Raw genomic sequence first — 22,024 nt, forward strand, 5'->3', positions numbered from 1 at the left:
ATGAGCACCGCCCCTCCGGTGGAAGCCACCGTGGACCGCAGGGCCCCGCTGTTCAGGCGGCTGCCCGTTATTTCCCACTTCAACAAGAGCGTCGGACTCCAGCGCGGCATGCTCGTCGTCGGCCTCGTCCTGACCGGCATCTTCCTCCTGACCGCTATTTTCGCGCCGCTCCTTGCGCCCTACGGATTTTCGCAGCTTTCCGACGCCGACGGCAGCTTCCCCACGCAGCAGCCGCCCGGCGGAAAGCACCTGCTGGGCACGACAGTCGGCGGCTATGATGTCCTGTCCCGGGTTATCTGGGGCTCCCAGACCGCCATTTTCGTGATCGTTGTGGCCGTGGTGCTGTCCATCTTCGCCGGCGTCATCCTCGGCCTGGTGAGCGGATACCTCGGCGGCTGGCTCGACCGGGTCCTCGTGGTGGTGGCAGACGCCATCTACGCGTTCCCGTCACTGCTGGTGGCCATCGTCATGGCCATCGTCATCAGCGGGGGCGAGTCCAACCTCTTCGGCGGTGTGCTCGCTGCGGCGATCTCCATCACCGTGGTGTTCATTCCGCAGTACTTCCGGGTGATCAGGGCGGAAACCATCAGGCTCAAGGCGGAACCCTTCGTCGAATCCGCGAAGGTGGTGGGCGCCTCCAGCATCCGCATCATGGGCCGGCACATCTACCGGAACGCCACCCGCACCCTCCCGCTGATCTTCACCCTGAATGCCTCCGAGGCGATCCTGACCCTGGCCGGCCTGGGCTTCCTGGGATTCGGCATCGAGCCCTCGTCCGCCTCCGAATGGGGCTTTGACCTCAACAAGGCCCTGGCAGACACCACGTCGGGCATCTGGTGGACCGGCGTGTTCCCGGGCCTCGCCATCGTGTGGACAGTGCTTGGCCTCACGCTGGTGGGGGAGAGCATCAACGACCTCAACGATCCCCGCCTCCGCGGCCGGAAGCGCGCCGGGAACAAGGGCGGCCCGGACTCCACCGCGGCGGCCCAGGCAGCCATTTCAGCAGATGTGAGAAGCTCATGACCATCAATATCGGATCTGTTTCTGACCGGCATGGGGCCGGCACCGGACCGGTGCTGGACATCGACCATCTCAAGGTCACATTCGCCACCGACACGGGGGACGTCCATGCAGTCAAGGACGTAAGCCTCGAGGTGAAGGCGGGGGAGGTGCTCGCCATCGTCGGCGAATCCGGCTCCGGCAAGACCGTGACGGCCAAGACCATCCTTGGCCTGCTGCCGGAAACTGCCATCAGTTCCGGCGCCGTGGTGATCAACGGCAGCAACGTCATCAGCGTCAGCCCCGCGAAGCTCCGCCAGATCCGGGGACGGGACGTGGCCATGGTCTTCCAGGAACCATCCACGGCGCTGAATCCCGTGTTCACCGTCGGGTGGCAGATCGCCGAAGGCATCCTCGCCCACGCGGGACGTGACGGCGGCAAGCGGGTCACCGCGAAGGAGGCGAAGGCCAGGGCCATCGAGGCCCTCCGCAAAGTGGGCATCCCGGACCCGGAAACGCGGGTCAATTACTACCCCCACCAGTTCTCCGGCGGCCAGAAGCAGCGCGTGGTCATCGCCGCCGCGCTCGCCCTGAACCCGGGGCTGATCGTGGCGGATGAGCCCACCACCGCCCTGGACGTCACCGTGCAGGCGGAGATCCTGGAGCTCCTGCGGGACCTGAGGGACAAGTACGGGACGTCCATTGTGCTGATCACGCACAACATGGGCGTGGTGGCCGACCTCGCCGACCGGGTGGTGGTGATGTACCGCGGCGACGTCGTCGAGGAGGCCTCGGCGAAGTCCCTCTTCGCCGAGCCGCGGCAGGACTACACCCGGAAGCTGCTGGCCGCCGTGCCGCACCTTGGCCGCCATTCGGCGTCGGAAGGGATGACGGAACGGGCGCACCAGGACGGCAAGGTCCTGGTGGAGGCGAAGGGCCTCACCATCGAATACCCCGGCCGGCTGGGCAGCCCCGCCTTCAAGGCAGTGGACGGCGTCAGTTTCACGGTATCCGAGGGTGAGGTGTTCGGACTCGTCGGCGAATCGGGGTCGGGTAAGACGACCATCGGCCGGGCCATCGCAGGCCTCAACCGGACCACCGGCGGAAGCCTGAACGTGCTCGGCTACGAGATGCTGAACCTCAAGGAGCGGAGCTTCAAGCCGCTCCGCAAGGAGATCGGGTTCGTCTTCCAGGATCCCGCGGCGTCCTTCAACCCGCAGCTGACCATCGGCGACTGCGTCGCCGAACCGCTCATCATCCACACCAACCCCTCGCCGGCACAGGCGCGCAAACGTGTCGGTGAGCTGCTGGAGTCAGTCCAGCTGCCGGCGTCGTACGCTGACCGTTTCCCGCATGAACTCAGCGGCGGGCAGCGCCAGCGCGCTTCACTGGCGCGGGCGCTTATCCTGAACCCGAAACTGCTCATCGCAGATGAGCCGACGTCGGCACTGGACGTTTCGGTGCAGGCGAAAGTACTGGAACTCTTCAAAGAAATCCAGCAGGAGTTCGGGTTTGCGGCGCTGTTCATCAGCCACGACCTCGCGGTGGTGGACATGCTGTCGCACTGGGTAGGGGTGCTGTACAAGGGCAAGCTCGTTGAGCAGGGGATCGGCCACCAGGTCATGGGTGCTCCGCAGCATGACTACACGAAGCGCCTCATCGCGTCGCTGCCCGTCCCGGATCCCGCCGAGCAGGCCAAACGCCGGCAGGACCACCGCGCCCTGCTGGGTATCTAGCGGCCACCGCCCAAGACCTGCGTCCCCGTCCTCTGCAGAGGGCGGGGACGCCTGCCTTTGCAGCGCTACTCAGAGACCACCTTGATGTTGAACACGCTGTCTCCCTGCTTCAGGAAAATCCGCAGCCACAGCGGCAGCCACATCTCCAGGCCCCGCGCCGCCTCTAGCGGGCCCAGGTCCCTGATGTGTTCGGGCCGCCAGCCGAATTCCCGCAGGAGCCCGGCCACCACGTCCTTGGCCGCCGCGTCATCACCGGCCATGAACACGTCGTGATCCCCGCCTGCCAGCCGGTCCGGCGCCACCATGACGTCGGCGCGCATGGTGTTCAGTGCCTTCACCACGCGGGCAGTGGGAAACGCCCGCTGGATGGTTTCCGCCAGGCTGTCGGTGTTCGAGATAGAGAGCGACGGCGGGAAGCCGGCCGAATGGTCCAGCGGGTTGGCCACATCGATCAGCACCTTGCCGGCGAGGTTCTTCGTGCTTGCCGCGGCCAGCACCTCGAGCGATACCGCGCCTGGCGTCGCGTTGATGACCACCTCGGCCTCCGCCGCGGCGTCGAAGTACGTCGCGGCTTTGGCCCGCGGCCCCGCTCCCGCTGCCCACCCCACGGCGGCCTCCGTTGTGGCGCTTCGGGACCCGAGAGCGACGTCGTGCCCGGACTCCACGAGTTTTCCCGCCAGGGTCCTGCCCACCACCCCGGTACCAAGAACTGCAATCCTCATGTGCATCCTCCCTCATCGGTATGTGCGAACACTTACATTCTCTGCCAGCATCCTTAACACGGGCAGAGAATCCGGCGCTGCCCATAGACTGGAACCATGACCGAGCTAAACCATGATCTGCCTGACACTGACTCCTACAATCCCGCCGCCAGCTCCCTGGCCGGGCATGTGGATCCTGCAGTGATGGCGGAACTGCTGTCAATCCGGTCGAGCATCGACAACATCGATGCGACCCTCGTCTACCTCCTCGCGGAGCGGTTCAAGGCGACACAGAAGGTGGGTTTCCTCAAGGCTGCCCACAGACTTCCGGCGGGGGACCCCGGACGTGAAACAGCCCAGATTGCCCGGCTCCGCCGCCTTGCCGAGGACGCGCAGCTGGACCCGGCGTTCGCGGAGAAGTTCCTGAACTTCATCATCGGCGAGGTGATCCGGCACCACGAGGCGATCGCGGAGGACCACAACGCTGCCGGCGGAACAGCCAGCCCCACCGCCCCGCTCACTGCCTAAGCCGTGCAGGACGCAGACGCCCAGCTGCCGGCCCAGGTAACGGCCACCGCCCTGGGACCGTGGCCGGGCCAGGACCCGGTGGAGGCCACCCGCATCATCCGCGGTGAGCTCGGCAGCCCGCACCTGCCTTTTCTTGCCGAATTGCCCGACCGCGGCGTCGGTGCCGACGCCATAGGGCGCACCGCGTCGCTCCTCGTTGACCTGGCAGTGGACGTCCAGCCGCACGGCTGGCGGATCGTCGACCGGCCCGGGCGCGACCTGGTCCGGGCGCGGTCGGCCCTGTCCACGGACATCAACGTGCTGGCCGACATTGCCGGCGAAGAGGACAGTGCCGCCAGCGAGCTCAAGGTCCAGCTGCGGGGTCCCCTCAGCCTTGCCGCCGGACTGCACCTCCATAACGGTGAACGTGCCCTGATCGACTACGGCGCCCGCCGCGACATCGCTGCGTCCCTCGCCGCCGGCGTTGGAGCGCACCTGGCCAAGGTAGCTGCCGCCGTGCCCGGGGCCGGACTCGTGGTGCAGATCGACGAACCGGACATCGCCTCTGTCCTCGCCGGTACGATCCCCACATCCAGCGGCTACCGCACCCTGCGCTCCGTCGCCGGGCAGGAAGTCACCGAGCTCTGGCGCGTGGTGATCGACGCCCTCCGCGAGGCCGGCGCCGCCGAAATTGCGATAGCGGTGCCGGAAATCGAGGCCCCGTTCGAGAGGATCCTTGCTGCGGGCGCGGACGCCATCGCCGTCCCGCTGAGGGCCCTGACCACCCGGCAGTGGGAACAGCTCGCGGAGGCAGTCGAGGCCGGCAAGCGGCTGTGGGCCGGGGCCCTGCAGGCCGACGGGCCGGGCGGCGTGCCGAAGGCCTCAGCGGTTGTTGAATGCGTCAGGCGTCCGTGGCAGCAGCTCGGACTCCCGCTGGCGGCGCTCGGCACAGTGCGCGTCACGCCGTCGGGCGGCCTTGAAAAGCAGTCGCCCGCCGCCGCGACGGAGGTCCTCACCCGGCTGACCCAGGTTGCCGACGGCCTGAACCAGTTCGCGCTCGGCTAAGTTGCTGCGCCGGGCTGGGCGCGCTGCCGTTTCTTAGCTTCGCCGCTCCCAGCGGTCCGGCCTGGCATACGCCGGAAGGAAGCCCGCCGAAGATCTTCCGGACGGATAGGGCTCCAGCCGGTAGTCGAAGTGGCCTGCATAAACCAGGACGAGGCCGAGCTGCGGCTGGATCACCTTCACCTGGATCCTGTGACGCCCGGTTTCTCCCGCGGCCGGGTCCCACCACTGCTCCGCGTAGGCCTTTGCGTCAAGGGCCGCCGGCAGCGGCAGCCGGACCGGGCCGAGGAACAGCCGGGATACCTCGGAGACTCCCCGCAGCCGGCCCTCGGCCGTCACCATCAGGTTCAGGTCAGTGACCAGCCGGCGGTACCGGCCCACATAGTCCACCAGACGGGCCTGGGCACCGGCGCCGCCCGCTTCCACACTCGTGGTGTCCTGGAAAATCCTGGTCCTGCCCGGGAAGAAAATCTCGCGCCGCGCCGTCAGGCTGGAGCGGCCGAACGGATCCAGGTGCGCATGGTTTTCGATCCGGAAGCGGACACCCTCGCCGTACTCAGGAAAGAAGGCCTGCTCGCCGGCGGTCAGCCTCAGTATGGGCCGCAGCCACCGTTGCCTGCAGCCCACCACCTCGAAAACACCCTCGCCGACGCCATAGGTTCCGGAGCCCGGGGTAAGTGAAAAGTACTCCTGCAGTTCTGGCTGCAGTCGGTCGAAGCCGGCCCCCAGGGCCTGGCGGTAGATCGGGTTAGCCATCACAGCCGCCCGGCCGCCTTGAGCCGGATATAGGCGTCGGCCAACGCCGGCGGCAGCTGGTGTGGCTCGGCGTCCACCACTTCGACGCCGAGCTGGCGCAGCTGGACACTCACGGCTTCCCGCTCGAGCAGGGCGCGTTCCGCGGCTGCGGCACGGAACACCTGGGCCGCCGTCGTTCTTTCCTGGAGCATCTCGCCAAGAAGTGGGTCGCGGACCGACGCCACCACCACGACGTGCTGCTGGGCGAGGCGCGCCGCCATCGGAATGAGTCCTTCCTCCGGGGCGCCGCTGTCCAGCGAGGTCAGCAGGACCACGAGGGAACGGTGCGCCGAAACCGCGCGGACCTGGGCGGGCACCTGTGCCCAGTCCAGCTCGATGAGTTCGGCCTGCAGCGGCGCCATAGCCTGTACCAGCTGGCCCAACAGGTTGCCGCCCGCCGTCGTGGCCGCCCGGGAACGCATCCTGCGGTCGAAGGCGAAGAAGTCGACGCGGTCACCGCCGCGTTCGGCCAGGACCCCCAGCAGCAGTGCAGCCTCGATGCCGGTGTCCAGCCGGGGTTCGTCGTGCACGCGCGCAGCGGCGGTCCGGGAGGTGTCCAGCATGATCACCACCCGGCGGTCGCGCTCCGGCCGCCAGGTGCGGACGACGACGGCGGACCGTCTCGCCGTCGCGCGCCAGTCGATGGAGCGAACGTCATCGCCGCGCACATAGTCGCGCAGTGAATCGAACTCGGTTCCGGCACCGCGGATCTGCACTGCCGCCTTGCCGTCGAGTTCCCGCAACCGGCGGAGCTTTGACGGCAGGTGCCGCCGGGAATTGAAGGGCGGCAGCACCCGCAGCGATCCGGGTGCATGCACAGTTTTCTGGCGGGCGGCCAGCCGGAGCGGCCCGAAGGACCGGACGGTGACGTGGGGCGCCTTGAGGTCACCCCTGCGCACGGGCCGGAGCCTCACGCTCAGGCGTCGCCTTTCACCGGCCGGAACCTCTGCCGCCCGGACCGGATTTTCCGCGCCGGCGGAAGGCTGCCAGGCATCACGGACCACGGCCCTGAGCCTGCGCGTGCCGCTGTTATGCACCGTCAGCACAGAGTCTGCCGTGCCTCTAAGCGTAACGTTGGCGGGCGCTGACCTTTCCACCGAGACCTGCTGCAGCGCGGCGGCCAGCAGCAAGTCCAGCAGGACCAGGGCGCCGAGGACCAGGAGCACGGCAAGCACGGTCAGCCAGCCGGGAAAGAGCAGCACCGGCACCAGCCCGGCCGCCGCCAGGAGTACCAGCCGCCCGGAAATCGCCACCGGATCAGCGGGGGACGGGGACGGAGGCCAGGATGCTGCCCAGCACGTCGTCCACCTGGACGCCATCCATAAGGGCTTCGGGCCGGAGCGCCACACGGTGCCGCAGGCACGGGTGGGCCAGCGCCTTGACGTCATCCGGGGTGACAAAGTTCCGGCCGGACAGCCAGGCCCAGGCCCGTGAGGTGTTCAGCAGCGCGGTTGCACCGCGCGGCGAGACCCCAAGCTGGAAGGACGGGGCGGCACGCGTGGCCCGGACCACGTCCACGATGTAGCCCAGCACCTCGGGCGACACTTCGACGGCGGCCACTGCCCGCCGCGCCCGTTCAAGTTCGTCGGCGCCCGCCACCGGGCGGATGCCGGCCGCGGCGAGATCGCGGGGATCGAAGCCGGCGGCATGCCTGCGGACTACCTCGATTTCGGCGGCGCGGTCCGGCAGGGGCATGGTCAGCTTGAGGAGGAAGCGGTCCAGCTGGGCCTCGGGCAGCGGGTAGGTGCCCTCGTACTCCACGGGGTTCTGCGTGGCCGCCACAATGAACGGCACGGGCAGCCGGCGCGACACGCCGTCCACGGACACCTGGCGTTCCTCCATGGCTTCCAGCAGTGAGGCCTGGGTCTTGGGTGGCGTCCTGTTGATTTCGTCCGCCAGGAGCATGTTGGTGAAGACGGGACCTTCGCGGAAGCTGAACTCCGAATTGGCGGCGTCGTACACCAGTGATCCCGTGACGTCGCCGGGCATGAGGTCCGGGGTGAACTGAACGCGTTTGGTGTCCAGGCTCAGGGCAGCGGACAGGGCGCGGACCAGCAGCGTCTTGGCCACGCCCGGCACGCCTTCCAGCAGCACATGTCCGCGTGACAGGAGGGCGATCAGCAGGCCGGTGACCGTGGAATCCTGGCCCACAACTGCCTTGGACACCTCATGCCGGACGTCCAGGAGCGCCTGCCGGGCAGGATCCGGCGCGTGCGGAGCGGCCATGGTGCCCACCGGCGCCTCGCCGTAGGTTCCGTGTTGGTGGCCGTTTGGCTGCTGGCTCATCTGGCCTTTACCTCTTTCTCTAGTCGGACAAGGTCCTGGGCCCAGCGGACCAGCTGGGCCTCGGTTGCGGGACGGTGCTGCAGGATCTGCTGTATTTCTGCGGCGTTGCGGTCCAGGTGCCGGGCAGCGGCGGCGGCCACGGCAGAGCAGGCCACGTCGGTAAGCCCGGCGGCGGTGCCAACCCGGAGGGCCGAGGCAAGCCGGACGACCGTGCCTGCCCGGAGCGTGTCTGCCGCCCGGGCAACGTCGTGGGCCTCGTGGTACAGGCGGGCCCGGCCCTCGGCCGTTTCCGCGGACTTCACCACCACAGGCAGGGGTTCGAAGACCAGCGGGCCCAGGCGGCGTCCGCGCCACAGTATGGCAACCAGGGCCACCACAATGAGCCACGGGGCCACAAATGCTGACCACGCAGGTGCAAGTTCGGCCAGGGTCTTCGGCGCGGGGTTGACTCCGAGGTCACCGGGACCCGGCAGGTACCAGACGAGGTGTCCCTGGCTGCCCAGGGTTCGCAGGGTGAGTGCGGCGTTGCCGTTGGCTGCCAGGAACTGGTTGCTGATCACGGCCGTGCTGCCGAGCACCACGAGCTTTCCGTTCTCGGCCGTGGCGTAAATGCCCCGCCCGTTGCCGCCGGCGCCGTAGCAGACGGTGCCGCCGGTGTAGAGGAAGCCGCCGTCCGCACTGATATCCCCGGCGGCCTGGGCATCGGCGACAGCGCAGCCGGGTTGCAGGGTCTGCTCAGTGCCGGGGACCACGCCGGCCTGCCGGATGCTGCCGCCGAGTCCCGTCAGCGTGGCTAGGCGCGGCGACACGACCACCAGCCGGTCCGTCTCCGCGAGCAGCCGGCGGAGCCTTTCGGGAGCCAGGAATCCGCGCTGGTCGTAGACCAGGACCGTTGAGCCGGACCCGCTGCCACCGGCCGCACGCGCCGCTGACACCGTTTCCTCGAACGACGCCGTCTGGTTGACTGTGACGCCGTGCGCACCAAGGATTTGGGCTGCTGCCCTGGCGCCCTGCGGACCGGGATTGTGGATGGACAGCTCCTGGCTGTCGGCCCGTTGCGTCGACTGGAGTATGAGGATCACCGCAAGGGCAACGGCCATGGCAACGCCGAAGAGCACTCCCGCCCGGTGCCTGCGGAACAAGCCGGTTCTCCTGCGCGGGGCCGCGACAAGAACACCGTCTGCTGGCCTGCCGCCGTCGGACGGGGTATCCGCGGCGGCGGCTCCGGTGCGGGGGAGAGGCATCATCTGGGCACCGCCAGTCCGCCGGGGGCGGCCGCTGCGTAGGAGGGCGTGAGCCTTTCCAGAGTCGAGTCCAGCTCAACCATCGCGGCGTAGTCGGCTGCCGCGGCGCTCCCGCTGCCGTAGCGGACGGCGTCGAACATGCGGGCAGCGGCGTCGAGTCTGTCGCTGGCCGCCGGAAACGCGCGCGTGAGCTGTCCGGCAGCCTCGTCGGCTGTCCGGCCGGGCTGGGGGTCCAGGACGGCCCGGTCCTCGGCAGAACTTACCAGCGCGCGGAACTGTTCGACGACGGCGGCCGCCCAGTCGCCGCGGGCGGCTGCGGCTTTTGCGCGCTCCCGGTAGTCGGCTGCCGTGGCGGTTACTTCGGCGTCGAAAATTTCCTTGGGTGCGCGGCGGCGGGCATTCAGCCGGGGCCGGGCCAGGATGATGGCCACGCCTACCAGGATGGCGATGCCCAGGCCGATGAAGGGCGCCACCGGAGGTCCATCGGCCGGGGACTGGCCATCAGTCACGGACTGCAGCCAGTCGAGGAACTGTTGCCAGAGGGTTTCCAGCCAGCCGGGTGCCGCCTCCCGGTACTCGCGTTTGGAGAGCTCCTCCATCGCCCAGCGGCGCGCTTCCTCCCGGTCGGGCTGCACCGGCGGTTCGAGGGTTCGCTGCAGCAGCAGCGTCGAGTGCTGCAGGGCTGTGAGGAGGCCGGCGGCGCTCATCCCGGCATCGTGGGCGGGCCCGGGGGCGGCGGCCAGCCTGCTGAATTTCCGTAAGGCCCGGTTTGGTGAGGCCCCTGTTGGTAGGGCCACGGCTGGTGGGGTCCCGGGGTGTTCCGGCCCGAGCTGTAGACGGGAACGCCCCGGCCCGGGATGCCGCCGTCGTCGGTCCTGGATTCCAGCAGCCGGAGCAGCGCGATATCCAGGCCGTCGTTGCGCATCCGCAAATCCAGGTAGAGCAAGGCCATGACCGATGTCTGGAAGGCGAACGCCACCGCGCCGACGGCGGCGGACACGACCGCCGTGGCCACACCGACCACCACCTGCAGGGTGGCCGCCTGGCTGGCCGGGTCCTGGGGGCCGGTGACGGTCGTGAGCAGCCCGGAGAGCAGGGTGACCGGGATGAGGACGATCTGCCCGATGATGCCCACGAGCAGCGAAACGACGAGGACAATGCCCAGGACGCGCCACCAGCTTCCCCGGGTGACGGCCCAGGAGCGCCGGATACCGTCCAGCGCCCCGACGTCCTCGACGACGATGACCGCTGGCGCGACTGTCAGCTTGACCGACACCCAGATCATGGCTGCAATAAAGGCCAGAAACAGCGGAAGGACGATGACCAACGACCCTGTGCCCATCGCATTGGCCAGCAGCGCGGTGGCCACGACGATGAGCGCCATCGCCAGCAGCACGGCTGCCACCCCGATTCCGGCCAGACGGACCAGCGTCCAGGCCCTGCCGCGCGCCAGCAGCCACATCTGCCGGAACCCGGTTGGCCGGTTAAGGATGGACCTGGCCACGGGGACCACCATGGCCCCCTGCATCACCACGGAGATGAACACGGACACCAGGCCGAAAAGTATGAAGCCGCCCGCCACACCCGCGAAGAGACCGGTCATCTCGGAGGTGCTGAGGTTCGCCAGCCAGGCCTCCGCGGAAGCATCTGACGCTGGGGCGAACAGCGGGACAACGCCGGCGATCACAGCGCCCAGCGCCTGCGCCAGCAGGCCTGCCCCGAGCATCGCTTTGGGATTCCGCCGGATCGTCTGGAAGGCGCCGTCCATGATTTCGCCGAACATCAGCGGCCGCAGCGGCACAACTCCTGGTTTCGGCGGGGCCGCATACATGGGATAGGGGACGGCGGGGCTCGGCGCTGTGGGATAAGGCCCTGTCGGATTCTGGCCAGTGGGATTCGTCGCTCCGCCCCACTGCTGCGGCGGCCCGTACGGCTGGTGGGCGCCGGACTGGTAAGGTCCGGGCTGCTGGCTTCCCCACTGCTGGCTTCCCCACTGCGGGCGTGAGCCCCAGGGCTGCTGCTGCGGTGAAGCCCACGGCGCTGGGGGCTGGCCGGCGGGCTGCGCAGGCAGCCGGTGCGGAGGCAGTTGGTCTGTGGGCAGTTGGTCTGGGGGCAGTTGCCCGTAAGCGGGGTCTTCCGGCGGGCGGTGTTCAGGCGGCCTTTGTCCGGACGGCGGGTGCTGCGGATCCTGCTCTGACAACCTGTTCCTCCCCAAGGTGCGTACCGGCCAACGGCCGGGCACCTCCAGACTATAGTTCCGCCGTCGGGCATCCTAGCTTCCGGGCCGGGCGGCGCCCGGCACGCGCCCCGCCGAAAACTCCATCAATAAGACAAAGCAAGAGCAATAAGGGAATATATAACTATGAAGGCACGCATTCTGGTGGTTGATGATGACGAGGCGCTCGCAGAAATGATCGGCATCGTCCTGCGCAACGACGGCTTTGAGCCCGTCTTCTGCGCGGACGGCGGACAGGCCCTGGACGTGTTTCGCTCGTCAAAGCCGGATCTCGTGCTCCTTGACCTGATGCTGCCGGGAACGGACGGCATCGAGGTGTGCCGGCAGATCCGCTCCGAGTCGGACGTTCCGATCGTCATGCTGACGGCCAAGTCGGACACCTCCGACGTGGTCAGGGGACTGGAATCGGGTGCCGACGATTACGTGCCCAAGCCCTTCAAACCGGCGGAACTCGTTGCCCGGGTACGGGCGCGCCTGCGCCCCGGTGACCAGAAGGCGCCAGAGACGCTGCGTATCGCGGACATCACGATTGATGTTGCCGGCCACCTCGTGAGCCGCGGCGACGAGCGGATTTCGCTGACCCCGCTCGAGTTCGATCTCCTGGTGGCCCTGGCGCGCAAGCCCTGGCAGGTTTTCACCCGTGAGCTGCTCCTGGAGCAGGTCTGGGGTTACCGCCACGCGGCTGACACCCGGCTGGTCAATGTCCATGTCCAGCGACTGCGGTCCAAAATTGAACGTGATCCGGAAGCCCCGGAAGTTGTGATGACGGTTCGTGGTGTCGGCTACAAAGCAGGGTCCTGAACCCCAGGGCCAGAATCCCCCTGAGACGCCCGTGGGTTCCGGTTCCGAAACCCGCGGAAGCGCTCCCACGGCGGAGCATGCCCGGGACGGTTCGCGCAAAGCCGGTCCCCGTCCGACCCCGGAGCACACCGACGCCTTTGGCGCCGGGCTCGCGGGGCTGCCTTCGCAGGCCCGGATCTGGCGGCGCCGCGCCCTGATCGTCGTGCTGCGGGTCGCCCGCCTGGTGCGCACCGGCGTCGACCGTATTTTTCCCGGCATCCGGTATCTGCTGCATTCCCTGCAGCGCCGGTGGCGCCGGTCGCTGCAGTTCCGCACCGTCCTGACCACCCTGCTGCTATCCATCAGTTCGTTCGCGATCGTTGGCGCCTACCTGTCCAACCAGATTGCCAACAACCTGTTCCAGGAACGGCTGACGCAGGCGGAGTCCGAGACCCGCTACAACGTCAAGCAGGTCCAGGACACGTTCGACGGCGCCCAGGTCACCGACCAGTCCAGTGTGATCACCCTGGTCTACGACACCCTGAACGCGGTGGAGGGAAAGGGCTCGGTGATCCAGCGCCGTTACGTCTTTGAGGCGATGCCGGAGCAGACCAAGCCCCGCAACCGGTGGGTGGAGTCGCGCGCATCGGACCAACTGACCATCAGCGTCATCCCTCCGGACCTCCGGAAGGCAGTCCAGGATTCCGGCAAGGAACAGTTCTGGGCTTCCACGGAGTTCCCGGTGGGGACCGAGGACCGGCCAGGCATCGCCGTCGGCAACAAGGTGACGTTCAACGGCACTGTCTATGAGCTCTACCTGATCTACGACCTCAACACCGCGCAGCAGACCCTGAACGAAATCCAGAACGTCCTCTGGGCCGGCGGCGCTGCACTGATCCTTATGATTGGCGCCATCGCCTGGTACGTCACCCGCAACGTGGTGAGCCCTGTGAGCCATGCCGCCGTGGTGTCGGAAAAGCTGGCGGCGGGCCAGCTGCAGGAGCGCATGGTAGTCAAGGGCGAGGACGAGGTGGCCCGCCTCGGGGCGTCATTCAACCACATGGCCGCGAGCCTGCAGGAACAGATCACGCAGCTGGCCACGTTGTCCCAGATGCAGCAGCGGTTCGTTTCCGACGTGTCCCACGAGCTCCGCACCCCGCTGACCACCGTCCGGATGGCCGCCGAGGTGCTGTACGACGCCCGCAACGACTTCGACCCCATCAACAAGAGGTCGGCCGAACTGCTCTACAACCAGGTGGAGAGGTTCCAGTCATTGCTGGCGGACCTGCTGGAAATTTCCAGGTTCGACGCCGGCGTCGCCATGCTCGACGCCGAGGCGACGGACATCGTACAGCTCATCTCGCATGTGATGGAGGGCGCGGCCCCGGTCGCCGAAGAGTACTGCTCGAAGATGATGCTGAATGCGCCGGAAGGCAGCGTCGTGGTGGAAATGGACTCCCGGCGCATCGACCGGATCCTGCGGAACCTGATCCTGAACGCCCTCGAACACGGCGAAGGCCGGCCCGTCAATATCTCCGTCGCCTCGAGTGCGGACGCCGTCGCTGTCACCGTCAGGGACCACGGAATCGGCATGAGTCCCGCCGAAGCGGCGCGGGTGTTCGACCGGTTCTGGCGCGCCGACCCGGCGCGGGCCCGCACCACCGGCGGCAGCGGTCTGGGCCTGTCCATTGCCACCGAAGACACCAAACTGCACAACGGCTGGCTGCAGGCCTGGGGAAACACCGGCGTCGGCTCAAGTTTCAGACTCACGCTTCCGCTCAAACAGGGCGGAACCATCACAAAGTCGCCGTTGCCCCTTGAGCCGGCAGACGTGGGACTTGGCAGCCCCGGCGACCACAGCGTCCTCGTCCTGGGCCCGGGGGCCACACCGGCGCCCACGGACTCAGTGTTCAGGGACTCCGCGACCGGGGACGCTGCGCCTCATGACGCCGCGGCCGGGGCCTCCGCTCATGGGGCCTCCGCAACCGGGGCCCCCGCGGCCGCCGGCGAATCCGCTGATGGTGTTGCGCCGGCCAGGGAGGCAGAGCCTGCTGCGGCCGCCCGGCCGGGCACACCGGAGGCAGCGCGTACGGGGGAGCGTTCGTGAGCCGGGTGCGCCCGGCGGCCCGCGGACTGGCCGCGGGGCTGCTGGCCGTCTTATTGCTGTTCCTGGCCTCGTGCGCCCAGATCCCGCGGTCCGGCCCCGTTGGAAAGAGCACGGATGAAAGCGCCGGAAATCCTAATGCGCCGGTGTTCTTTCCCGTCGCTCCGCGCACCGGGTCCAGTCCTGAAGCAGTCATCGAGGACTTCTACCTGGCCGGCAGCGGGTACGAGGACGACTACGCCGTGGCGCGGCAGTACCTGACGCAGGCCTCCTCGGTGGCCTGGAAGCCGGACCAGCGGACGCTGGTGTTCCGCTCCGAGCGCGTGGTGAAGACCGGCGTCGAGGGCGTCTACAACTATGAACTGGACGTCGCGTACTCAGTGGATTCCGACGGCGTGGCCACCCAGATGCCGGAGGGAACCAAGGAAAACATCCCCGTGACGCTGGTGCAGGTCGACGGCGAATGGCGCATCTCCAAGATCCCCGACGGCACCGCCATTCCCGAGGAGACCTTCAAGGTCATCTACGGCGCCTACCCCATCTACTTCTACGACCCCAGCTTCACGTATGCCGTCCCGGATGTCCGCTGGTTCATTAAAAAGAAGACAGTGAAATCCATGACGAGCGCCCTGCTCGGCGGACCCGCCCCGTATCTGAAGGGCGCCGTCGTCAGCGCGTTCCCGTCCGGCATGAAGCTTGCCAGGGAGTCGGTGCCCGTCGTCTCGGGCGCGGCCCAGGTGGACCTTTCGGCCAAGGAACTGACAGACGCCTCCACCGAGGACAGGCTCAGGATGCAGACACAGCTGGCCCTCACGTTCCGCAGCCAGCCGGACGTCATCAACGTGGAGCTGCGGGCCAACCAGGACCTCGTCCGGGTGGAAGACAACGGCTCCGTGCTGCCGCCGGTCCAGAACAGGAATGTGCCCGCGCGCCAGATCGCAGTCAGCAACAACGAGCTAGTGCGGTACGAGAACAACAGGGTGTCACCGTTGCCCGACATGCAGCCGGTGGCGGCCCTGAAACCACGCTCGCCGGCCGAGTCGCCCGTCTCGCAGACGGTGGCGTTCCTGAACGGCGGCCGCAGCACCCTTTATTCGATGGTGCCCGGCCAGCCGGCGCGCGCCCTGACCACCCGCAGCACCCTGACGCACCCGTCGTTCAGCCTGCACGACTGGCTGTGGACAGCGGGGCCGGGGGCGCAGGGCATCACGGAGCTGACCGCCTTCCGTCCCACGGGAATTGCCCAGGGCGCGGCGGTGCCATCCGTAACGCTGACGCCGTCCTGGCTCGCCGGCCGCACGGTTAAGGACTTCCGGGTGTCCCGCGAAGGTGTCCGGGCACTGGTTATCTCCGAACAGAACGGCACAACGCGGGTGCAGGTGACCGGGATCATCCGCGGTGCTGACGGCACTCCAAAGGAATTGACGACGCCCATCACGCTGCAGGCCAGCGGCAACCCGGACCAGGGAGTATGGGTGAACGACACCACAGCAGTGGTCATGCGGGGTGACGGCACGGCGAACGTGACTCCGGAACTTCTGTCCCTCACCTCTTCCCAGCCGCAGAAGCTTGCACCGTGGCCGGGGTTGGTCGCCCTCAGCGCAGGCAACGGTCCCGAGGAGATCTACGCGCAGTCCAGGGACGGCATCTTCCAGAGGCTTGGTAATGGTTGGTCGGCGCAGCTGAGGGGACCCACCGACCCGTCCTTTCCCGGCTGACCGTTACCCCGTTCTTCCTGCGTGGGGCGTTTCCAGGCTCGTGTTTTTCCACATGGAGTCTGCCCGCCCTTTTGCGGGCCGGCTCCGTCGCCGCACCCTTGAACCGTGGGGAGCCATAGGACGGAAGGCAGGCAGAGCACTTCGGCGGATCCGGATCTCCTGGTCCAGCCCCTGTGGCACGCCCGCCACCGCGGGGTGCACGGGCAGCACCTTCTGCGGGCCTGGGACCTGCTGGCGGGGGCCGTAGCCGACATCGTGGCCCTCGCGCTGCCCGTGGAATGCGTCTGCTGCGGCAAGGAGGATCTTGCGCTGTGTGCCGGCTGCGAGCGAAGGCTCCGGATGCTCACCCGGCATCCTTTCCGGGCGGAGACCGGGGCGCCCGCGCTCATGGACACCGACGGGTCGGTGATCCTGCCTGTGGTGGCGGCGGGCATCTACCGCGAGGAGCTCTCACAATCCATCCTGGCCTTCAAGCGCCATGGCCAGGGGCAGTTGCGGCGTGTGCTGTCGAAGGTCCTCGCCAACGCACTTGCGGCAGCATATCCGGGAACGGAGGGCGTAGTCCTCGTTCCGGTCCCGACCAGCGGCAGTGCATACCGGAAACGCGGGTTCAGCCCCGTTCACCTGCTGTTGGCCGGCGTCGGGCGGAGTTTCAACGACCGTAAGGTGGACTGCACCGATGCGCTGCGCAAGTGCGGGAAGCGCGGCGCAGGCATAGGCCTGTCAGGAGGCCAGAAGGGACTCGGCAGAGGAGACAGGTCCCGTAGGGTCCGGGGTTCCATGCGCACCACGCGGGGAGCCCGCGGAAGCTCGCTGCGGGGGAGGCAGTGCGTCATCGTCGACGACGTCCTGACCACCGGTGCCACCCTGGCGGAAGCCGCCCGGGCCGTCCACGAAGCCGGCGGAATTGTTCGCGGTGCTGTGGTCCTTGCCGCCACCCGTGCGCCGGATGCGGCGGCCGCCCCGGCGCAGTCACGGCATCCTGGGGACTGCCTGGGGCTTACCTGAGACATAGAAAAAAATAAACTGCGAAAGGATGAATAACTGGTTGCTATGAACTAACGTCGGATATGGGTACCAAGATCAGTTGTACCTTTCGATAGCGGCTCGGAAAGGGGCTCGACTGTCAATCAGATCGTCCCCAGGAAGCGCCGCCGTCGTGTCACCGAAGTCATTTGGAGGGCACCATGGAGTTCATGATCAGCGGACGAAATCTGACGGTCTCGGACCGATTCCGCGAATACGCCGGCGAGAAGATCTCGAAGATCGAATCGCTTGGGGACAAGGTCCAGCGGGTCGACGCGAAGGTTTCAAAGGAAACAAATGCGCGGCAGACCGGTGACCAGCTCACGGTTGAAGTGACAGTCCTGGGCCGAGGCCCCGTGATCCGTGCCGAAGCAAGCGCCGCAGATAAGTTCGCCGCGTTCGACCTCGCCTACAACAAGCTGCTTGAGCGGCTGCGCAGGGCCAAGGACCGCAAGAAGGTCCACCACGGGCGGCACACGCCCAAGGCCGTCCGCGAGGCAACTGCAACACTGGAGCCCGCGAGCTCCAACCAGCCGATCTACGTCGAAGCGAGCAATAACACCCAGGCCGCTCCGGAACCGGCTGAGAAATCGCCGTACGACGTCGACAACGACATCCCTGCCGGCGACTCGCCGGTACTGATCCGGCGCAAAGTATTCCCGGCCGCGTCACTTACCCTTGACGACGCCGTGGACAATATGGAACTTATCGGTCACGATTTTTACCTTTTCGTGGACAAGGCCACGAACGCACCATCTGTTGTATACCGTCGCCGCGGCTGGACCTATGGAGTTATCACTCTGGACCACTACTGCGAACCCGGCGAGAACACGCATGAGGAGAAAATCCTCGCGTACCGCTCGGACGATGCGGCCGCAACTGCATAAGATGGAGCCCAGGCAACGAAAGGGCTGACATGGGTGCATCGCTGAGCCTCTCGCAGGCCCGGCGGATCGCACTGGCAGCCCAGGGACTGGACAAAGGACGGCCCGCCGGCCCCGTGACCTCACGGGCGGTGGGCCGGACCTTTGCCCGGATTCAGCTCGTCCAGATCGATTCCGTGAACGTACTGGCCCGGAGCCATTTCCTGCCGTTCTTCTCCCGGCTCGGCGACTACGACCGGTCCATCCTCCACCAAATGGCAGGCAGGCACCCGCGGCGCATGGTGGAGTACTGGGCCCACGAAGCCAGCTACATCCGCCCGGAACACTTCCTGGACCTGGTGGTCTGGCAGAACCGCAAGTGGGTGGGCGCGGCAGGGATGGACCCCGGGCTGCGTTCGGGTGTGACCGGCCGTGTCCTGGAGGCGCTCGCCGACGGAAAACCTATGACGGCTGCCCAACTCACGGCCAGGCTCGGGCACGTTGAAGACCGCAATCACGTGAACTGGGGCTGGAACTGGAACGCCGTCAAACGCGTTCTCGAGCACCTGTTTGAAGAGGGGGTCGTCTCATCTGCGTCAAGGACGGACCAGTTCGAACGCCAGTATGCCCTGACCCGCCAGGTATTGCCCGGCCATGACCTCGCAGCGGTACCGGATCCTTCGGACGCCATGGACCGGCTCATCGACGCGGCCGCGCAGGCGCACGGCATCGGGAGCGTGCGGTGTTTCGCGGATTACTTCAGGACGCCAATCAAGGCAGCAACGGCCTCGGTTCAGCGGCTCGTGGAAGCCGGGCGCCTGGAGCCTGTGACAGTTTCCGGCTGGGACCGAAGGGTGTACCGCCACGCCCAGGCACGGCTCCCGCGCCAGGCCGTTGGCCGCGCTCTGCTCAGCCCGTTCGATTCGCTGGTGTTTGAACGGCGCAGGCTCGAGGAGCTCTTCGGATTTCATTACCGGATCGAGATCTACACGCCCGTGGACAAACGCCGCTTCGGCTACTACGTGCTTCCGTTCCTGCTCCGCGACCGCATCGTGGCGCGGGTGGACCTTAAGGCAGACCGGGCCGCCGGCATGTTGCTTGCCAGGGCGTGCTTCGGTGAGCCGGACGCCCCGGCGGACACCGCCGTCGAACTTGCTGCCGAGCTGCAACTGATGGCGGATTGGCTGGGACTGGAGGGCGTTGCCGTCTCGCCGGTGGGCGACCTTGCTCCCGCGGTCGCCGCGGCCATCACCGGCTATCCGCTGTGAGGGAACAGGGCAACGTGCCATGCGTCTCTCCCGTAGACTAAATCACGCCAGAATTCGGCAGCATGAGACTGGGAGCAACTTCACGTGGCATCACTAATCGAAAAAATTCTCCGCACAGGTGACAAAAAGCTCCTGAGGCAACTGCGGAACTATGCTGATTCCATTAATGCCCTTGAAGAATCGTTCCAAACTTTCACGGATGCGGAACTTCGTGAAGAAACAGACCGGCTCCGGGCGCGCCACCAGGATGGCGAGAAGCTCGACGACCTCCTGCCGGAAGCCTTCGCCGCCGTGCGTGAGGCGTCCTCCCGCACGCTTGGCATGCGGCACTTCGACGTCCAGCTCATGGGTGGCGCTGCCCTGCACCTGGGCAACATCGCCGAAATGAAGACCGGTGAAGGCAAGACTCTGGTGGCCACTGCTCCGGCCTACCTCAACGCCCTTACGGGCAATGGCGTGCACGTTGTCACCGTGAACGACTACCTGGCCGAATACCAGTCTGAGCTTATGGGCCGCGTTTACCGCTTCCTCGGGCTCACCAGTGGCTGCATCCTCGCCAACCAGGACCCGTCTGTCCGCCGCGAGCAGTACTCTGCCGACATCACCTACGGCACCAACAACGAATTCGGCTTCGACTACCTCCGCGACAACATGGCCTGGGACAAGTCCGAGCTGGTGCAGCGCGGCCATAACTTTGCGATCGTCGATGAAGTCGACTCGATCCTCATCGACGAGGCCCGTACGCCGCTGATCATTTCCGGCCCCGCCCAGGGTGACACCAACCGCTGGTACAGCGAGTTCGCCAAGGTTGTCCTGCGGCTGCAGCCGGAGAAGGACTACGAAGTCGACGAGAAGAAGCGCACCGTCGGCGTACTCGAAGGCGGAATCGAAAAGGTTGAGGACTACCTCGGCATCCAAAACCTCTACGAATCCGCCAACACCCCCCTGATCGGCTTCCTCAACAACGCCATCAAGGCCAAGGAACTGTTCAAACGGGACAAGGACTATGTCATCCTCGACGGCGAGGTCCTCATCGTTGACGAGCACACCGGCCGTATTCTGGCCGGCCGCCGCTACAACGAAGGCATGCACCAGGCGATCGAAGCCAAAGAGGGCGTCGAGATCAAGGCTGAAAACCAGACCCTCGCCACGGTCACGCTGCAGAACTACTTCCGCATGTACGACAAGCTCTCCGGCATGACGGGCACGGCCGAAACCGAAGCCGCCGAATTCATGAGCACGTACAAGCTCGGCGTGGTGGCCATCCCCACGAACCGCGACATGCAGCGGCTCGACCAGTCCGACCTCGTGTACAAGAACGAGGTCGTGAAGTTCGAGGCCGTGGTTAAGGACATCGCCGAACGCCACGAGGACGGCCAGCCCGTCCTGGTGGGCACCACCAGCGTCGAAAAGAGCGAGTACCTCTCGCGCCAGCTGGCGAAGGAGGGCATCAGGCACGAGGTTCTCAACGCCAAGAACCACGCCCGTGAAGCAGCCATCGTGGCCCAGGCCGGACGTAAGGGCGCGGTGACGGTCGCCACCAACATGGCCGGCCGCGGTACGGACATCATGCTGGGCGGGAACGCCGAGTTCACCGCCATCGCCGAACTGGCACAGCGCGGACTCGACCCTGAAGAAAACTCGGACGAGTACGAGGCCGCGTGGCCGGGGGCGCTGGAAGCTGCGAAAAAGGCCGTCAAGGACGAGCATGAGGAAGTCCTGGGCCTGGGCGGCCTGTATGTGCTGGGAACTGAGCGCCACGAGTCCCGCCGCATCGACAACCAGCTCCGCGGCCGCTCCGGCCGCCAGGGAGACCCCGGCGAGTCCCGTTTCTACCTGTCACTGACCGACGACCTCATGCGCCTGTTCAACTCCGGCGCGGCGGAGCGGCTGATGAACAGCTCCGTACCCGACGACGTGGCCCTGGAATCCAAGCTGGTCTCGCGTGCCATTGCCTCGGCCCAGGGGCAGGTCGAAGGCCGGAACGCCGAGCAGCGCAAAAACGTCCTGAAGTACGACGACGTCCTTAACCGCCAGCGCGAAGCCATCTACGGCGACCGCCGCCGGATCCTCGAAGGCGACGACCTGCACGAAAAGGTGCAGTTCTTCCTGGAGGACACCATCAACGCACTGATCGACGAAGCGACGGCCGAAGGCAACGGTGACGACTGGGACTTTGACCAGCTCTGGACCAACCTCAAGACGCTCTACCCCGTTACCGTGACGCCGCACGATGTCATCGACGAGGCCGGCGGCAAGTCACGCATCACCGTGGAGTTCCTGAAGGAAGAAATCATGTCTGACGCCAAGCTGGTGTATCAGGCACGCGAGGAAGCCATCGGTTCCGAGAGCATGCGGGAACTCGAGCGGCGTGTTGTGCTCTCCGTCGTCGGGCGGAAGTGGCAGGAGCACCTTTACGAGATGGACTACCTGAAGGAAGGCATCGGCCTGCGCGCCATGGCCCAGCGTGACCCGCTGGTGGAATACCAGCGTGAAGGATTCACGATGTTCCAGTCCATGATGGAAGCCATCCGGGAGGAGAGCGTCGGCTTCCTCTTCAACCTCGAAGTGGAAGTCACCCCGGCCGAGGACGTTGTAGTTGCCGATGCCGCCGGTGGCCACACCGAACACCACGAGCCGCAGATCCGCGCCGCCGGCCTGGAGGCTCCGGAGAAGCCTGCCCAGCTGCAGTACACGGC

At 66.9% G+C, this 22,024-nt stretch carries 18 protein-coding genes; 11 read left to right on the forward strand and 7 right to left on the reverse strand.

Annotated elements, in window-relative coordinates; all coding sequences use genetic code 11:
• On the forward strand, nt 1-1,023 hold the full coding sequence (locus ACFQ50_RS16870; protein WP_377996795.1) for an ABC transporter permease: 1,023 nt from the start codon (nt 1-3) through the stop codon (nt 1,021-1,023).
• Entirely contained in the window at nt 1,020-2,735 is a 1,716-nt protein-coding gene (locus tag ACFQ50_RS16875; RefSeq protein ID WP_377996796.1) for an ABC transporter ATP-binding protein, read from the forward strand. Before ACFQ50_RS16870 ends, ACFQ50_RS16875 begins: the two co-directional genes overlap by 4 nt.
• A gap of 65 nt (nt 2,736-2,800) precedes the next feature.
• Here ACFQ50_RS16875 and ACFQ50_RS16880 read toward each other — a convergent pair whose 3' ends face one another.
• Nucleotides 2,801-3,457 (reverse strand): NADPH-dependent F420 reductase, encoded by a 657-nt coding sequence (locus tag ACFQ50_RS16880; protein ID WP_377996797.1) that lies wholly within the window; start codon nt 3,455-3,457, stop codon nt 2,801-2,803.
• Between the two features lie 96 nt (nt 3,458-3,553).
• Between ACFQ50_RS16880 and ACFQ50_RS16885 the strand changes: the two genes are divergently transcribed.
• Together ACFQ50_RS16885 and ACFQ50_RS16890 are read left to right on the forward strand one after the other, a co-directional pair.
• Nucleotides 3,554-3,964, forward strand: a complete 411-nt coding sequence (locus ACFQ50_RS16885) for a chorismate mutase (RefSeq protein WP_377996798.1) — start codon at nt 3,554-3,556, stop codon at nt 3,962-3,964.
• Between the two features lie 3 nt (nt 3,965-3,967).
• Nucleotides 3,968-5,008, forward strand: coding sequence for a hypothetical protein (locus tag ACFQ50_RS16890; RefSeq protein WP_377996799.1), 1,041 nt, complete (start codon nt 3,968-3,970; stop codon nt 5,006-5,008).
• Nucleotides 5,009-5,041: 33 nt separating this feature from the next.
• Here ACFQ50_RS16890 and ACFQ50_RS16895 read toward each other — a convergent pair whose 3' ends face one another.
• From ACFQ50_RS16895 to ACFQ50_RS16920, 6 genes are read right to left on the reverse strand one after another with little or no spacing between them, the layout of a single operon-like run.
• Entirely contained in the window at nt 5,042-5,761 is a 720-nt protein-coding gene (locus ACFQ50_RS16895; protein WP_377996800.1) for a DUF4166 domain-containing protein, read from the reverse strand.
• Nucleotides 5,761-7,053, reverse strand: a complete 1,293-nt coding sequence (locus ACFQ50_RS16900) for a DUF58 domain-containing protein (protein ID WP_377996801.1) — start codon at nt 7,051-7,053, stop codon at nt 5,761-5,763. Before ACFQ50_RS16900 ends, ACFQ50_RS16895 begins: the two co-directional genes overlap by 1 nt.
• A gap of 4 nt (nt 7,054-7,057) precedes the next feature.
• Nucleotides 7,058-8,026, reverse strand: coding sequence for an AAA family ATPase (locus ACFQ50_RS16905; protein ID WP_377996809.1), 969 nt, complete (start codon nt 8,024-8,026; stop codon nt 7,058-7,060).
• 56 nt (nt 8,027-8,082) lie between these two features.
• Nucleotides 8,083-9,333 (reverse strand): DUF4350 domain-containing protein, encoded by a 1,251-nt coding sequence (locus ACFQ50_RS16910; protein WP_377996802.1) that lies wholly within the window; start codon nt 9,331-9,333, stop codon nt 8,083-8,085.
• Nucleotides 9,330-10,037 (reverse strand): DUF4129 domain-containing protein, encoded by a 708-nt coding sequence (locus ACFQ50_RS16915; protein ID WP_377996803.1) that lies wholly within the window; start codon nt 10,035-10,037, stop codon nt 9,330-9,332. The genes ACFQ50_RS16910 and ACFQ50_RS16915 overlap by 4 nt, the downstream gene beginning before the upstream one ends.
• Entirely contained in the window at nt 10,034-11,131 is a 1,098-nt protein-coding gene (locus ACFQ50_RS16920) for a hypothetical protein (RefSeq protein ID WP_377996804.1), read from the reverse strand. Before ACFQ50_RS16920 ends, ACFQ50_RS16915 begins: the two co-directional genes overlap by 4 nt.
• A 561-nt stretch (nt 11,132-11,692) precedes the next feature.
• Between ACFQ50_RS16920 and mtrA the strand changes: the two genes are divergently transcribed.
• From mtrA to secA, 7 genes are all read left to right on the forward strand, one after another.
• Nucleotides 11,693-12,367: an MtrAB system response regulator MtrA gene (gene mtrA / locus ACFQ50_RS16925; RefSeq protein WP_003804986.1), complete on the forward strand. Its 675-nt coding sequence runs from the start codon at nt 11,693-11,695 to the stop codon at nt 12,365-12,367.
• Between the two features lie 157 nt (nt 12,368-12,524).
• Nucleotides 12,525-14,453, forward strand: coding sequence for an MtrAB system histidine kinase MtrB (gene mtrB, locus ACFQ50_RS16930; RefSeq protein WP_377996810.1), 1,929 nt, complete (start codon nt 12,525-12,527; stop codon nt 14,451-14,453).
• 5 nt (nt 14,454-14,458) lie between these two features.
• On the forward strand, nt 14,459-16,168 hold the full coding sequence (locus ACFQ50_RS16935; protein ID WP_377996811.1) for an LpqB family beta-propeller domain-containing protein: 1,710 nt from the start codon (nt 14,459-14,461) through the stop codon (nt 16,166-16,168).
• Between the two features lie 105 nt (nt 16,169-16,273).
• On the forward strand, nt 16,274-17,176 hold the full coding sequence (locus ACFQ50_RS16940; protein ID WP_377996805.1) for a ComF family protein: 903 nt from the start codon (nt 16,274-16,276) through the stop codon (nt 17,174-17,176).
• Between the two features lie 179 nt (nt 17,177-17,355).
• On the forward strand, nt 17,356-18,081 hold the full coding sequence (hpf, locus tag ACFQ50_RS16945) for a ribosome hibernation-promoting factor, HPF/YfiA family (protein WP_102971985.1): 726 nt from the start codon (nt 17,356-17,358) through the stop codon (nt 18,079-18,081).
• 29 nt (nt 18,082-18,110) lie between these two features.
• Nucleotides 18,111-19,325: a winged helix-turn-helix domain-containing protein gene (locus ACFQ50_RS16950; protein WP_377996806.1), complete on the forward strand. Its 1,215-nt coding sequence runs from the start codon at nt 18,111-18,113 to the stop codon at nt 19,323-19,325.
• 84 nt (nt 19,326-19,409) lie between these two features.
• The coding region (secA, locus tag ACFQ50_RS16955; protein WP_377996807.1) for a preprotein translocase subunit SecA at nt 19,410-22,024 on the forward strand (2,615 nt) is incomplete at its 3' end.

The sequence above is a fragment of the Arthrobacter sp. NPDC056493 genome, assembly GCF_042795115.1.
Classification (GTDB): Bacteria; Actinomycetota; Actinomycetes; order Actinomycetales; family Micrococcaceae; genus Arthrobacter.

Excerpts from the sequence above, each read along its gene's own strand:
- ACFQ50_RS16870 (WP_377996795.1), top strand. The coding sequence starts at position 1 with ATGAGCACCGCCCCTCCGGTGGAAGCCACCGTGGACCGCAGGGCCCCG.
- ACFQ50_RS16885 (WP_377996798.1), top strand. The coding sequence starts at position 3,554 with ATGACCGAGCTAAACCATGATCTGCCTGACACTGACTCCTACAATCCC.
- mtrA (WP_003804986.1), top strand. The coding sequence starts at position 11,693 with ATGAAGGCACGCATTCTGGTGGTTGATGATGACGAGGCGCTCGCAGAA.
- ACFQ50_RS16905 (WP_377996809.1), bottom strand. The coding sequence starts at position 8,026 with ATGGCCGCTCCGCACGCGCCGGATCCTGCCCGGCAGGCGCTCCTGGAC.
- hpf (WP_102971985.1), top strand. The coding sequence starts at position 17,356 with ATGGAGTTCATGATCAGCGGACGAAATCTGACGGTCTCGGACCGATTC.
- ACFQ50_RS16895 (WP_377996800.1), bottom strand. The coding sequence starts at position 5,761 with ATGGCTAACCCGATCTACCGCCAGGCCCTGGGGGCCGGCTTCGACCGA.
- ACFQ50_RS16910 (WP_377996802.1), bottom strand. The coding sequence starts at position 9,333 with ATGATGCCTCTCCCCCGCACCGGAGCCGCCGCCGCGGATACCCCGTCC.
- ACFQ50_RS16875 (WP_377996796.1), top strand. The coding sequence starts at position 1,020 with ATGACCATCAATATCGGATCTGTTTCTGACCGGCATGGGGCCGGCACC.
- ACFQ50_RS16950 (WP_377996806.1), top strand. The coding sequence starts at position 18,111 with ATGGGTGCATCGCTGAGCCTCTCGCAGGCCCGGCGGATCGCACTGGCA.
- ACFQ50_RS16915 (WP_377996803.1), bottom strand. The coding sequence starts at position 10,037 with ATGAGCGCCGCCGGCCTCCTCACAGCCCTGCAGCACTCGACGCTGCTG.
- ACFQ50_RS16880 (WP_377996797.1), bottom strand. The coding sequence starts at position 3,457 with ATGAGGATTGCAGTTCTTGGTACCGGGGTGGTGGGCAGGACCCTGGCG.